Raw genomic sequence first — 12,472 nt, 5'->3', positions numbered from 1 at the left:
AGGCATGAAATGACCACTGACGTTCTGACCTCCGCCTCTGCGGGCCTCGGACACATCACACTGAACCGTCCGTCCCGGCTACACGCGCTCACCACGTCGATGTGCGAAACGATGATCCAGGCGCTGTTGACCTGGCGGGAGGACGACAACGTGCGTGTCGTCCTCATCGACCACGCCGAGGGAACCCGGGGCTTCTGCGCCGGCGGCGACACGCGCTTACTCGCACAGAGCGGGGCCGGTGATGGCGTCGCTGCTCGTGCCTTCTTCCTCGCCGAGTACCGCCTGAACCATCTCCTGTTCTCCTACCCCAAACCGGTCATCGCACTGATGGACGGGGTGACCATGGGCGGCGGGGTCGGCTTGGCCAGCCCGGCTAGCTTCCGCATAGCCACCGAGCGAACCGTCTACGCCATGCCAGAGGTCAAGATCGGGCTCTTCCCCGATGTCGGCGCAGGCTGGTATCTCCCCCGCAAGCCGGGCGAGATCGGCATGTGGCTCGCGCTGACCGGCAGTCAACTGAGGGCCGGCGACTGTCTTGAAGCCGGCATCGCAACCCATTACCTACCGGCTCACGCGCTCCCCGCGGCTCGCGCGCATATGGCATCCGCTGCCAACGAGCCCGACCCGAGAGAAGCGCTGCAGAAGGTGCTCTTCGAGCTCAACACCGAGAATGTGCCGCCCATCGAGAAACTCGTCCCCGACAACCGCGACCGAATCGACGATCTCTTTGCTCACGACAGCATCGAATCCATCGTCGCAGCCCTGGAAGCAGACGGCTCCGACTGGGCACTCGACCAGCTCGCGACGCTGTCCTCGGCCTCACCGCTGAGCCTCAAGGTCACCTTCCGGCAACTCCGCGACGGCGCGCAGATGGCCAGCTTCGCCGACGAGATGCAGCAGGAGTATCGACTCGCGACGCGTCTGGTCGCAGGCCACGACTTCGCCGAGGGCGTCCGTGCGCGACTGGTGGACAAGGACAACGCACCGATCTGGGAGCCGCGCACCGGTGCGGCCGTCGGCCACGAAGTCCTCGACGCGATCTTCGCTCCCCTCGCCCCCGAGGACGAGTGGGCCCCGCTGAGCTGAACGCTGGTCCACCGACGGTGATTGCTGCCGAGCTGAAGGCTCGAGCGTTGCGTCTGGTGTTGGAGCATCGGTCGGAGTTTCCGACGACGACGGCGGCCGTGCAGGCGGTGGCCAAGCAGGTCGGTGTCGGCAAGGAGTCTCTGCGTCGCTGGGTCGCGCAGGCCGAGGTCGACGCCGCGGTCCAGGACGCGGTCCAGGACGCGGTCCAGGACGCGGTCCGGGACCGCGGCGTGGACCCTGGATCGCACCGGCCGGCGCCAGCCGACCGGGCCAAGAGGCACCTTTGACCTGCGCGGGGTCCGCCGCGGATGTTCGTGGCCTGGAACGCCACGAGAACCAATGCCGCCGAGTTCGTCGTTGTACTTTGCGGATCGCCTTGTGACAGCGCGACCGCCACGGACAGCCCGTCGTGCCCCGGTGAACTCATCGGGCACGACGATGCCGGGTCGTAAACCACCTCGGCGCCTTCACCGACCACCTGGCGGCCGAGCTAGTCCGGCCATCGATCGGGTCGGTCTCTGACGCCTACGACCAACGCCCGCATGGAAGGCGTGATCGGCCTCTACAAGACCGAGTGCATCCGCACGACCGTCTTCGATGACGGCCCGTGCCAGAACGTCGCCGACGCCGAGTACGCCACCGCCAGCCGGGTCGACTGGTACAACGACCGACGATTGCACAGCACGCTCGGCTACACCTCTAACCGGATGCCTTACACAGAGAAGCTGACGGGCTCGTGCTCTCGGAGAGAGAGCCACGCGCGCCATGCTCCGCAGCGTCGCACTCCGGAAGATGTCAAGCAGTTTTGAGACTCGTCTCGTTACGCGGTCTGTATGAGAGCCTCCGGTGAGGGCTGGTTGATCCACGCGGCCTTGGGCAGTTTCGGTGCGGCCAGCGACCCGAACGAGTCGGGGAAGGCGGGCGCGTACTTCAGGGTCTTGAACGCGGCCTCGCTGAACGGGTTGTCGTTGGACACCCGTGGCCGGGAGTGGGACCGGTCGACGCCGAGATCGAGCAGCAGTTGGGCAACCGGTTTCGAGGTCATCGAGGTGCCCCGGTCGGCGTGGACCGCCTCGGGGACGCCGTGGACGCCCATCGCGTCTTCGAGCATCGTCATGGCGATCTGGGAGTCCTCACCCGTTCTGGACGGTCCAGGCCACGACGTAGCGGGAGAAGATGTCGAGCACGACGTAGAGCTGAAACCGGACCCCGCGGCCGGGCCACCGCGGCGGCGGCTTGCGCGTGCCGGTGCTCTCGGAGAGCGTCTCCAGGAGCGCGTGTGCTTTCCCACGATGTCCAACGCCGCCCGAGTCCGGGCGAGCTCGGCCTCGGCCTTCTCCGCACGCGCCGTGAGCTGCTCGATCTCCCGGTCACGACGCTCAGCGATCCTGGGGCCCGGTGCGCCGACCGCGCCGGCCGCGGCTGCCTTGCGCCAATCGATGACGTGGGAGGAGTACAAGCCCTCCCGCCGCAGGATCGCACTACGCGCGCCATGCTCCGCGGCGTCGTACTCGGCCACGATCCTCATCTTGTACTCGGCAGTGAAAGTACGCCGTTTCGGACGGTCACCTCTCGGGGTCATCCCATCGTCGATCCGGGTCGTGTCGGCCAACGTCATCGTCTTCAGGTCTCTGCCTTCTCCGCCCCGTGCACAGGCAAGGAACTCAAGAAAATGGTGTCTCACCTCAGCAAGACGCACAGGGGTGCCAGGACAGCACGCTGAATGGTCGTGAGTCCGCGACGGCCTGCCCAGGTGTAGTTCCCCCGGCAGGTTGTGAACGCCGAGGCTTAGACGAATAGCGAGGACCTCCAGTGCGGAGGCGGGTACCACACCCACCCTCTCACTGGAGGTCCTCGTGACTCGCGCTAACGCTCCCTTGCCCCTGCTTCCTCAGCGGTGCACGAAGGTGGGGCTTCGCTTCTCCACGAAGGCGGCCATGCCCTCCTTCTGGTCCTGGGAGGCGAACAGCGAGTGGAACAGGCGGCGCTCGAACCGGATGCCCTCGGTGAGGGTGGTCTCGTACGAGCGGTCGACGGCCTCCTTGGCCATCATGGCGACCGGCATCGACATTCCTGCGATCTGCCCGGCGACAGTGAGGGCTGTGGCGAGCAGTTCCTCGGCCGGGACGATGCGCGCCACCAGGCCGGCGCGCTCGGCCTCGTCGGCGTCCATGGTCCGACCGGTCAGGCACAGGTCCATGGCCTTTGCCTTCCCCACGGCACGGGTCAGTCGCTGGGACCCACCGATGCCCGGAATGACTCCGAGTTTGATCTCCGGCTGGCCGAACTTTGCCGTGTCCGCGGCGATGAGGATGTCGCACGCCATGGCCAGCTCGCAGCCACCGCCGAGTGCGTAGCCGGCTACCGCGGCGATGATCGGCTTGCGTGCCTGCGCGAGGCGGTCCCAGGCGGCGAACCAGTCGTCGAGGTACATGTCGACGGAGGTCTTGGGCGCCATCTCCTTGATGTCCGCCCCGGCCGCGAAGGCCTTCTCGGAGCCGGTGATGACGATCGCTCCGACCTCGGGGTCGCGGTCGAAGCTGGTCACGGCGGTCACCGTCTCCTGCATCAGCATCTGGTTGAGGGCGTTGAGCGCCTCGGGCCGGTGCAGTGTGATGACCGCGACCCGTCCCTCCTGGCGCACTCGGATGGTCTCGAACTCGTGGTTCACGTCTTCACTCACAGGTGTCTCCTTTGCTCTGGCGTCTGAATCGATGACCAACTGGTCCTGTTCCTGCACTTGCCTCATCCCTCGTGCACGATGACGTTCTCCGCTGGGACCGCCGTCAGGTCGACCGGCGTGCCGAGAACGGTCGCCCCGGGCTCGGGCAGAGCGCCGGTGTCATGGCAGGGTTCGAGAGAGTCCAGCCAACGCCGTACGGGCGCGTCGTGCTGGCCCAGCCGCGGTGGTGCGAGGTGCGCGCCGCGGCTGTTGGAGTCGAAGCGGACGGCAGGGCCGGGGATCCGGATCTGGCCGAGCGACTCGTGCGTGACGTCGAGGACAAGGCCCTGTGAAGCCGTCTGTGGGTCGTCGTACACCTCATCGAGCGACCGCACCTTGCCGCACGGCAGCCCGGCGTCGTCGAAGCGCTCGAGCCAGTGCTCGACCGGCGCGCCGGCCAGGGCTTCCTCGATCCGCGCCGTCAACCGGCCGCGGTGCGCGATTCGGGCTGCGTTGTCCGCGAACTCCCGCTGCTCGGCGTCGGTGCCGAGCACACCGCACAGACGCACCCACTGGTCCTGGTTGGCGATGGCGAGCAGGAGGGCACCGTCGTCACAACGGAACATCCCGTACGGCGCGATCGACGCGTGGTGATTGCCGATGGCCGCACCGACCTCACCGGCCACGGTGTAGCGGGTGCCCTGGAACGCGTGCGCCCCGACGATGGAGGCCAGCAGCGAGGTCCTCACCACCTCCCCCCTGCCGGTGCGTTCCCGGCCCTGGAGCGCCGCGAGCACGCCGTACGCGCCGTAGATGCCTGCCAGGACGTCACCGATCGGCACCCCCACCTTCACCAGGTGGTCCGGGTCCTCGCCGGTCAGGCCCATCAGCCCGGCCTCACCCTGCGCGATCTGGTCGTAGCCCGGTCGGCCGGCCTGGGGGCCATCGTGACCGAAGCCGGTGATCGACAGCACGACCAGGCGGCTGTTCAGCTCGAGCAGCCGTTCGTGGGAGAAGCCCAGCCGGTCCATCACACCGGGGCGGAAGTTCTCGACCAGGACGTCGGCGGCCTGCACCAGCCGGGTCAGCAGGTCGACACCGTCGGGCGACTTCAGGTCCGCGGTCACCGACTCCTTGTTCCGGTTGCACGAGAGGAAGTACGTCGACTCCCGCGCATCGTCGGGACCCACGAAGGGTGGACCCCAGCGTCGGGATTCATCGCCGCCGGCGGGCGCCTCCACCTTGATGACCCGGGCGCCGAGGTCGCCGAGCAGCATGGCCGCATGGGGTCCGGCCAGCGCCCGGCTCAGGTCGACCACGACCAGACCGTCAAGCGGCCCCGAGGCGGTCTGCGTCAGCATCTGCATGACCGAGTCACCTCTCCAGGCTCAGCGAGATGTGCTTGCGGGTCGTGTAGCTCTCCAGCATGCCCTCGAGGGAGAACTCGCGGCCGAGGCCGCTTTGCTTGTATCCGCCGAAGGACTGGCCGAGCACCTGGCCACCGCCTTGGTTGACCTGCACCCAGCCGGCCTCGAGCGCGTGCGCTGTGCGGAGTCCCGCGCCGATGTCCTTGGTCCACACGAAACCGGCCAGCCCGTAGTGGGTGTCGTTCGCCATGGCCACGACGTCCTTCTCGTCGCGCCAGGGGATCACACAGGCGACCGGGCCGAAGATCTCCTCGGCGGCGATGCGCCAGGTGTTGCTCACGTTGGCGAAGACGGTCGGCCGGATGTAGAGGCCCGGCCCGTCGAAGTCCGGGAGCCCACCGGTGGCGAGCTCCGCCCCGGGCTGGGCGATGCCGTCGGCGATGTAGCCGCAGATCTTGTCGTACTGCCGCTGGTTGACCACGGCGCCGATATCGGTGGCCTCGTCCAGCGGGTCGCCGACCACCAGCCGAGACAGCTTGGTGGTGAGCTTGTCGAGGTAGGTGTCGAGGATGTCCTCGTGCACGAACAGGCGCGAGCCTGCGGTGCAGGACTGGCCCTGGCGGTAGATCCGCATCCCCGCGATGGTTCCGTCCACGACCCAGTCCTGGTCCGCGTCTGGGAAGACGATCTGGGGACTCTTCCCGCCGAGCTCGAGGGAGACCGGGACGACACGGTCCGCGGCCGTCCTCATGATCCGCTTCCCGACTCCAGTCGAGCCGGTGAAGCTCAGCTTGGCCACGTCGGGGTGATTGATCAGTGCCTCCCCTGCCTCGGCGCCATAGCCGGTGAGGACGTTGAGCACTCCGGCCGGGAGGAAGTCCTGGCAGATCCTGGCCACCTCCAGCACGGCCAATGGCGCGTCCTCGGCCGTCTTGAGGACCATCGTGTTGCCGCTGACGAGCGCCGGGGCGATCTTCAGGGCCGCCATCATCAAGGGGGCGTTCCAGGGCACGATCGCGCCGACCACACCCCACGGCTCGCGGCGCGAGTAGTCGAGGACCCCTGAGCTCAGCGGGACGGTCTCGCCCTTCATCTCCGTGGCGACCCCGCCGAAGTAGCGGAAGCAGTCGACCACGAACGCTGCCTCCCCGCGGGTCTGAGTTCTGAGGTCGTTGCCGTTCTCCAGCGAGTTGAGCCGCGCGATCCGCTCGAGCTGCGGCTCCAGCGCATCGGCGATCTGACGGAACAGGTCGCCGCGTGTGCGGGGTTTGGTGTCCCGCCAGGCAGGGAAAGCAGCCGCGGCCGCAGCGACGGCGTGCTGCACATCTTCCGGGCCACCGCGCGGGACGCGACCGATCGTGGTGAGGTCGCGAGGGCTGACAACATCGATCCAGTCGCCGTCGCTGGCCTCGATCCACTCCCCGGCGACCAGCATGGGCTGGTCACCGATGGCGGAGAGCTCCGGGGCGATCGTCTGGGTGGTCATGGTGGTGCTCCTTCGTGGCGTGGGTGCGGGTCGGGCGCGTCGTGCTGTTGCTTGCGGTTGCGTGCGGTTGCTGCAACCGAACCGGGGGCTCAGGAGCGACCGCGAACCGCGTGGATCACGGCAGAGGCGTCGAGGTGCCCCTCGGTCGAGGCCAGGTCTGCGAAGACCTCGTTGGCGCGACCGGACACCGGGAGCTCGACTCCGCTCTCACCGGCGGCATCGAGGGCGAGCCTGAGGTCCTTGCTCATCAGGGCCGCCGCGAACCGTGCCGCGTAGCCATCGTCGGCCGCCGATCCGTCGACCACGCCAGGCACAGGGCAGAAGTTGCGCACGCCCCAGTTGTCACCCGAGGAGCTGGTGATGATCCCGAAGATCTTCTGGGGATCGAGTCCGAGCTTCTCGGCAAGGGCGAACGACTCGGCCGTGGCCACGAGCGTTGTCCCAAAGAGCATGTTGTTGCAGATCTTCGCGCCCTGCCCGGCGCCGCCGGCGCCGACGTGGACGATGTTGGCGCCCATGACGTCCAAGTAGGGCAGCGCGGCAGCGAAGGCGTCATCGGAGCCTCCGACCATGAAGGTCAGGGTGCCGGCGCAGGCCTTGCTCACTCCTCCGGAGACCGGGGCGTCCACGAACGAGAGCCCGCGCGCCTCCATCGCCTCGTGAACGTCGCGGGTGGAGGCGACATCGATTGTCGAGGAGTCGATAACGAGGGCTGTCGGGGCCACGTGTGAGGCCACTCCGTCTTCCCCGAGCACCACGTCGCGTACGTGTCGGCCCGTAGGCAGCATCGTGATCACGACGTCGGCGTCGACCACCGCCCCCTTGACCGTGTCGGCAAGGGTGACACCTGCTTGTAGCGCGTGGGCGCGAGCCTGCTCGGATAGGTCGAAGCCGACCACCTGGTGGCCAGCGATGACCAGGTTGGCCGCCATGGGGCCACCCATGTTGCCGAGACCGATGAACCCGACGGTCGCCATTGCATTTCCTCCTGAGAAGAATCGTTCGATTTCCGCCTGCCACTTCAGGATGAGATCTGCATGCCTGCACTGACAAGAGGCATCACAGCACTGCTACTGTGCATAAGTGCAGATCGACGATGGCCTGAACCTCCAGGACCTCCGCTACTTTCTGGCCCTCGCCCGGCACGGCCGCCTCGTCGTCGCAGCAGAGCGCATCGGCGTCGAGCACACGACCGTCTCGCGGCGGGTCCAGGCACTCGAGAAGGCCATCGGCGTCCGGCTGTTCGAGCGAACCAAGAGCGGGTGGGAGCTGACCGACCCCGGCCGGCGCCTGCTGCCCCACGCCGAGCGGATCGAAGAGACGGCAAACGATGCCCTCGATGAGACGACCGGCGGTGAGGCGACGCCGGCGGCCGGAGTGGTACGCCTGGTCGCCACGGACGGCTTCGGCTCCCGAGTGGTCACCCCTGCCCTGGCCCGGCTTCACGAGACACATCCGGAGATCTCCATCGAGCTGCTGACCACCAGTCAACTGCTCAGCTACCGGGTGGGCGAGTTCGACATCGCCCTGACCCTCCAACGCCCGCGACTGCCCCGATTCCTCACGCGCAAACTGTGCGACTACGCCCTGCGCCTTTATGCCGCACCCGACTACCTGTCCACCCACCCCCCGATCGCGGATCTGCCGGACCTCGCTCAGCACAAGATGATCTGGTATATCGACTCCCTACTCGACCTGCCCGAGCTACGGGTGATGCACGAGGTCATCAAGGCCCCTCAGTTCGCGCTTCGCAGTAGCAACGTCTTCGCCCAGGTCGAGGCAGCCGCCCAGGGAATCGGCATAGGACTGCTCCCCAGCTTTCTCGCCGAGCAGGACCCCCGGCTCGTCCCGGTCCTTGCCGACCGCGTCGACGTGCGCCGATCGCAGTGGTTGCTGACCACGACCAGCCTGGCCAACGTGCGCCGCATCCAGATCGTCTACCAGCACCTGCTGGAGACCGTCCCGACATACGCCGACCTCCTCATTCCCGAGTAGGACAAGGGGGGGCGTGCATCAGTCACCCCACCGCGGCCCAGGCTTGACCTGAGTCGGGGGTCTGCTGCGCGACTGGGGGGTACGCGTCATCGCCGCCGGCCGCCGAAAGGCCGCACCGCTGCGGGGTCAGGCTCCTTGTTCCGGCGTGAGCACGGTGCATGCCTGACCCGAGGCGCGACCGACGCGGCGGTCGAGGGTGACCAATGGCACCTCGAGCAACTCGGCGAGCGCCACGTACGAGGCGTCATAGCTCGTCAGGTTGGGCCGCAGTGCCCAGGCCCGTTCGGCGAGCGTCTCGTACGGCCACTCCGTCAGCGCGAGATCCAGCAGATCTGTGTGCGCCAGCGCGGCCTGGTCGCTGCCGATGAGACCGGCGGCCTCGTGGCGCCGGATGATATTGCCCGCCTCGAATCGGCACACGGCAGCGGTGGCCAGGTTCGCGCCGGCGAGGGTGCGGCTCGCCCACGCACCGTCTGGGCCCCCGTCGAGCAGGAGCGCCACCAGCGCGGAGGCGTCGCAGACGAGATCAGCACTCACCGACGGTCAGCGTCTCGGGCCGCCAAGATGGTGGCGGCGTCCACCCGCGACCCCGTCGTCGCCACGCGGGCCCGCGCCCGCGCGATGACGTCGTCGACGTCTGGACGCGAGGCGCTGCGGACGAGCATCGTGCGCAGGTACTCCTGCAACGACTGCCCAGCACGCGCCGCCCGGGCGGCCAGTTCGTCCCGCACCGGCTCCGGCACGTCTCGCACAGTCATTGCGACACCCATAGCAGCAATTTAGCAGCATTGCAGCTGAACAGGCGTCGAAGGCGGTTTGGCGCTCGAGTCTTTGGGGGTGGTGCGACCTATTATCGAGCCCTGCGCCTTTCCTGGGATAACGCCTGTTCGCAGACCCGCTCACAGTCCGTAACGTCGGTATTGTTACGGCCTCAGCCTTGGTTTTCGTTTCACGATGGGGCACGGACGGTGGCACTGGTCAGGGCACGCAAGGGGACCCACGCGCGCGGCGGCAACGTAGCCGCTGCCCCGCCCTCTGCTCGCACGCGGGCCGCTGCCGCCTGGGACGACGGGCGGCTGCGGCGGCTCATCGTCGTGGGCATCGCCGCCCCCGTACTGGCGATCGTCGGTCTGCAAGCGCTCGGCCCGCTGGTCGTACAGGCCCTCCCGCTGGAGGAGGAGCACGCCGGGGTTCTCGGACTGCATTTCGCGGTGTTCGTGCTGTCCGCCACCGCCCTCTTATTCGTCATGCGGGCCTATCGCCTCGCGCTGAGCCGCAACCGCGAACTGGAGTCGCTCAACGACATCCTGCAGGCGATATCCCGCGAAGAGGCTCCCGCCAGGACCGCCGAACTCATCCTGCGGCACGCGAGGGCCCTGCTCGCAGCGGACGACGCGGGAATGGCGGCCGGCGGCGAGGCGGCTGCCCGGCGACCGGTCCCGGCCGACAAACATGTGCTCACCGGCAGCGACGCTCGAGCCCAGGGCGAGAGCCCGACCGACGGACCAGCGCTCGAGCGTCCCGTGCTGTGGGTCAGTCGACACCGCCGCGGCTTCGAGCGCGGCGATCAGCGCACGCTCGATGCCCTCGCGCGGCTCGCTGGGCTCGCCCAGGACCACGGCCGCATGATCGCCGCGGCGCACACCACCGCAGTGCTCGGCGAACGGGTGCGCATCGCCCGGGAGATGCACGACAGCCTGGCGCAGGTGCTCTCGGTCGCGCATCTGCGGCTGTGGGCGATCGGCTCTCGGCCCGAACTGGCCGACGAACCGACCGGCGCGCAGCTGCGGGAGCTGGCCGACATCTGCCGGGAGGCGCACACCGATGTGCGCGAGTCGATCTTCGTGCTGCGCGAGACGGCCCGAACGGAGGGCGGTCTGCCGCAGGCGTTGCAACGTGCGGTCGCCTCGTTCGAGCGTTCCGCCGGCGTGCCGGCCCGCCTGCTCATCGAGGGCGACGTCCTGATCGACATGCCCCAGGCACGACGCGCCGAGGTGTTGCGGCTCGTGCAGGAGGCCCTGACCAATGTGCGCAAGCATGCGCGTGCGCACGCAGTGACCGTGCACGTACATGCCCGGGACGGCTGCACGCTCGTCGTGGTCCGGGACGACGGTCGCGGCTTCGACTCCCACGAGCTGGGGCGCAGCGACGGCTTCGGCCTGCACACGATGCGCGAGCGCGCCGCCGCCGCGACCAGGCACCTGCGGGTCGACTCCGAGCCGGGCTGCGGTACCAGCGTGGGTGTGCTGTTGCCCCGCCAGCGCGAGGGCTCACCGGTTGCGGTGGCCGCCGCGCACTCCCTCGACGCCGGTGAGTGCCTGGGCCCGTTGACGACCTTGGCCGCGTTGGATTGTTGCCGGCCCTGCCCGATCCGCGACGACTGCCAGATCCGGCACAGCACCGCGGCAGCCCGCCCGCCTCGGCCGTGCCCGGGGCACCGGACCCTCCCAAGAGCCCAGAACGGAGACAGCGCGTGAGCGTATGTATGGACGTGGCGACGGACCCCATCCGCGTGCTCGTCGTGGACGACCAGCCGTTGTTCCGGATGGCGATCTCCTGCCTCATCGAGGACGAGCCGGACCTGCACGTGGTCGGGCAGGCCGACAACGGGCTGCTCGGCGTGGAGAAGGCCCGTGAGCTCCAACCCGATGTGGTCTTGCTCGACGTCGAGATGCCGGTGATGGGCGGGATCGAGGCGGCGGGGCTGGTCCGAGCGCAGGCTCCCGCCGCCAAGGTGCTCATGCTCAGCGTCGTGGGAGACGACGAGCATCTGGTCGACGCGGTGCGTCAGGGCGCCCACGGGTACCTGCTCAAGGACCTGCGCCCCCATCAGTTGTTCGACATGATCCGGGCCTGCATGCGCGACGAGAGCCCGCTGTCCCCGGCCCTCGTCTCCCGCCTGCTCTCGCACGTGCGCGGCACTCCCGCGGTCCCGCCGACGCCGACGGCGCCGCCCAAGCGGGCCGACCTCAGTGAGCGCGAACTGGAGATCCTGCGTCTGGTCGCGGAGGGCCTGACCAACCGGCAGATCGGGCGCCAGCTGCACATCACCGAGGGCACGGTGAAGAACCACGTACACAACGCGCTGCACAAGCTGCACATGGAGAACCGCATCCAAGCCGCCGCCTACGTCGTGCGGCACGGCTTGGGCAACGCGGCCCCGATGCCCTGACGCGACCCGTTCCGCGTCAAGTCCACTGATTCCCCCGGCCAGTCGACCGCTTGCCGCTGTACCGCGTCCGTCCGCCTGCTCCCCAGGGGCACAGCAGCGGCCTATACCCGCTCTCTATCCCCCGACGGATGGTCTTTCGCCGCGCCTGAGTAGAGCCTGAGCACAAGGAGCGCAGTCGCGCGCACGTGGAGCGAGGTCGGATGGCGATGAGGGCAGCACGTATGACGTCCGCACTCAGAGGGTTTCTGACGGCCAAACGAGCACTGGCTGGGCTGGCCGTGTTCGTCATCGGGTCGCTGCTGGGGGTGGGCGTGTTCACGTTCGGCTATGCCAACGGCGCCTCGTACCTGACGAACGATCCGCAGGCCTGCATCAACTGCCACACGATGCGCGATCAGTACGCCGGCTGGATGGCCTCCAGCCACGGCAAAGTGGCGACCTGCAACGACTGCCACGCTCCGCACGACATCGTCGGAAAATACGCCACGAAAGCCACGAACGGCTTCTTCCACGGGCTGGCCATGACCACGGGCGACTTTCCCGACAACATCCGCATCAAGCCGCACAACCTCGAGGTGACCGAGAACGCGTGCCTGTACTGCCACGCGGACATCACCTCGGACATGCGCGCCCCCCGCGTCCACAGCACGACGCAGTCGTGCGTGGCCTGTCACCGCAACGTCGGCCATCTGTAGGTGAGGAGT

Annotated in this window: 13 protein-coding genes and 1 pseudogene; 7 read left to right on the top strand and 7 right to left on the bottom strand. The window is 68.3% G+C overall.

What is annotated here, in order from left to right; genetic code table 11:
• Nucleotides 1-9: 9 nt before the first annotated feature.
• The 3 genes from KILIM_RS01200 (at nt 10) to KILIM_RS21930 (ending at nt 1,895) form a co-directional block, all read left to right on the top strand.
• A complete protein-coding gene (locus KILIM_RS01200) occupies nt 10-1,086 on the top strand; it encodes an enoyl-CoA hydratase/isomerase family protein (protein WP_006590775.1) in 1,077 nt (358 codons plus the stop codon).
• Between the two features lie 47 nt (nt 1,087-1,133).
• Entirely contained in the window at nt 1,134-1,373 is a 240-nt protein-coding gene (locus KILIM_RS25400) for a hypothetical protein (RefSeq protein WP_157551382.1), read from the top strand.
• A gap of 231 nt (nt 1,374-1,604) precedes the next feature.
• On the top strand, nt 1,605-1,895 hold the full coding sequence (locus KILIM_RS21930) for an integrase core domain-containing protein (RefSeq protein ID WP_255247588.1): 291 nt from the start codon (nt 1,605-1,607) through the stop codon (nt 1,893-1,895).
• 83 nt (nt 1,896-1,978) lie between these two features.
• Here the strand turns inward: KILIM_RS21930 and KILIM_RS24795 are convergent.
• The 5 genes and pseudogenes from KILIM_RS24795 to mmsB form a co-directional block, all read right to left on the bottom strand.
• Nucleotides 1,979-2,158, bottom strand: a pseudogene (locus tag KILIM_RS24795) (IS3-like element ISAar44 family transposase); the annotation flags it as partial.
• Nucleotides 2,159-2,977: 819 nt separating this feature from the next.
• On the bottom strand, nt 2,978-3,769 hold the full coding sequence (locus KILIM_RS01180; RefSeq protein WP_006590771.1) for an enoyl-CoA hydratase: 792 nt from the start codon (nt 3,767-3,769) through the stop codon (nt 2,978-2,980).
• 62 nt (nt 3,770-3,831) lie between these two features.
• A complete protein-coding gene (locus KILIM_RS01175) occupies nt 3,832-5,115 on the bottom strand; it encodes a CaiB/BaiF CoA transferase family protein (protein WP_006590770.1) in 1,284 nt (427 codons plus the stop codon).
• Nucleotides 5,116-5,122: 7 nt separating this feature from the next.
• The gene (locus KILIM_RS01170) at nt 5,123-6,601 is read right to left on the bottom strand and encodes an aldehyde dehydrogenase family protein (RefSeq protein WP_006590769.1); all 1,479 of its coding nucleotides are present in this window, start codon (nt 6,599-6,601) and stop codon (nt 5,123-5,125) included.
• Between the two features lie 89 nt (nt 6,602-6,690).
• On the bottom strand, nt 6,691-7,578 hold the full coding sequence (gene mmsB / locus KILIM_RS01165; protein ID WP_006590768.1) for a 3-hydroxyisobutyrate dehydrogenase: 888 nt from the start codon (nt 7,576-7,578) through the stop codon (nt 6,691-6,693).
• A gap of 106 nt (nt 7,579-7,684) precedes the next feature.
• Between mmsB and KILIM_RS01160 the strand changes: the two genes are divergently transcribed.
• On the top strand, nt 7,685-8,596 hold the full coding sequence (locus KILIM_RS01160; protein ID WP_006590767.1) for a LysR family transcriptional regulator: 912 nt from the start codon (nt 7,685-7,687) through the stop codon (nt 8,594-8,596).
• A 126-nt stretch (nt 8,597-8,722) separates the two neighbouring features.
• On the opposite strand, the gene KILIM_RS01155 is transcribed toward KILIM_RS01160, so the two are convergent.
• Nucleotides 8,723-9,133, bottom strand: a complete 411-nt coding sequence (locus tag KILIM_RS01155) for a type II toxin-antitoxin system VapC family toxin (RefSeq protein WP_006590766.1) — start codon at nt 9,131-9,133, stop codon at nt 8,723-8,725.
• Complete coding sequence (locus KILIM_RS01150; protein ID WP_217997026.1) at nt 9,130-9,354, bottom strand: FitA-like ribbon-helix-helix domain-containing protein; 225 nt, start codon at nt 9,352-9,354, stop codon at nt 9,130-9,132. The genes KILIM_RS01155 and KILIM_RS01150 overlap by 4 nt, the downstream gene beginning before the upstream one ends.
• 210 nt (nt 9,355-9,564) lie before the next feature.
• Between KILIM_RS01150 and KILIM_RS21925 the strand changes: the two genes are divergently transcribed.
• From KILIM_RS21925 to nrfH, 3 genes are all read left to right on the top strand, one after another.
• Nucleotides 9,565-11,073, top strand: coding sequence for a sensor histidine kinase (locus tag KILIM_RS21925; RefSeq protein WP_006590764.1), 1,509 nt, complete (start codon nt 9,565-9,567; stop codon nt 11,071-11,073).
• Nucleotides 11,070-11,768 (top strand): response regulator, encoded by a 699-nt coding sequence (locus KILIM_RS01140; protein ID WP_006590763.1) that lies wholly within the window; start codon nt 11,070-11,072, stop codon nt 11,766-11,768. Before KILIM_RS21925 ends, KILIM_RS01140 begins: the two co-directional genes overlap by 4 nt.
• A gap of 221 nt (nt 11,769-11,989) precedes the next feature.
• Nucleotides 11,990-12,463 (top strand): cytochrome c nitrite reductase small subunit, encoded by a 474-nt coding sequence (nrfH, locus tag KILIM_RS01135; protein WP_006590762.1) that lies wholly within the window; start codon nt 11,990-11,992, stop codon nt 12,461-12,463.
• Nucleotides 12,464-12,472 lie beyond the last annotated feature (9 nt).

Origin of the sequence: Kineosphaera limosa NBRC 100340 (genome assembly GCF_000298215.1) — a bacterium.
GTDB lineage: Bacteria > Actinomycetota > Actinomycetes > Actinomycetales > Dermatophilaceae > Kineosphaera > Kineosphaera limosa.
This window is presented reverse-complemented; position numbering and strand designations above follow the sequence as displayed.

What these genes read in the sequence shown, in the direction of transcription:
- KILIM_RS01200 (WP_006590775.1), top strand. Translation starts at nt 10, where the DNA reads ATGACCACTGACGTTCTGACCTCCGCCTCTGCGGGCCTCGGACACATC.
- KILIM_RS01175 (WP_006590770.1), bottom strand. Translation starts at nt 5,115, where the DNA reads ATGCAGATGCTGACGCAGACCGCCTCGGGGCCGCTTGACGGTCTGGTC.
- KILIM_RS01170 (WP_006590769.1), bottom strand. Translation starts at nt 6,601, where the DNA reads ATGACCACCCAGACGATCGCCCCGGAGCTCTCCGCCATCGGTGACCAG.
- mmsB (WP_006590768.1), bottom strand. Translation starts at nt 7,578, where the DNA reads ATGGCGACCGTCGGGTTCATCGGTCTCGGCAACATGGGTGGCCCCATG.
- KILIM_RS01150 (WP_217997026.1), bottom strand. Translation starts at nt 9,354, where the DNA reads ATGACTGTGCGAGACGTGCCGGAGCCGGTGCGGGACGAACTGGCCGCC.
- nrfH (WP_006590762.1), top strand. Translation starts at nt 11,990, where the DNA reads ATGACGTCCGCACTCAGAGGGTTTCTGACGGCCAAACGAGCACTGGCT.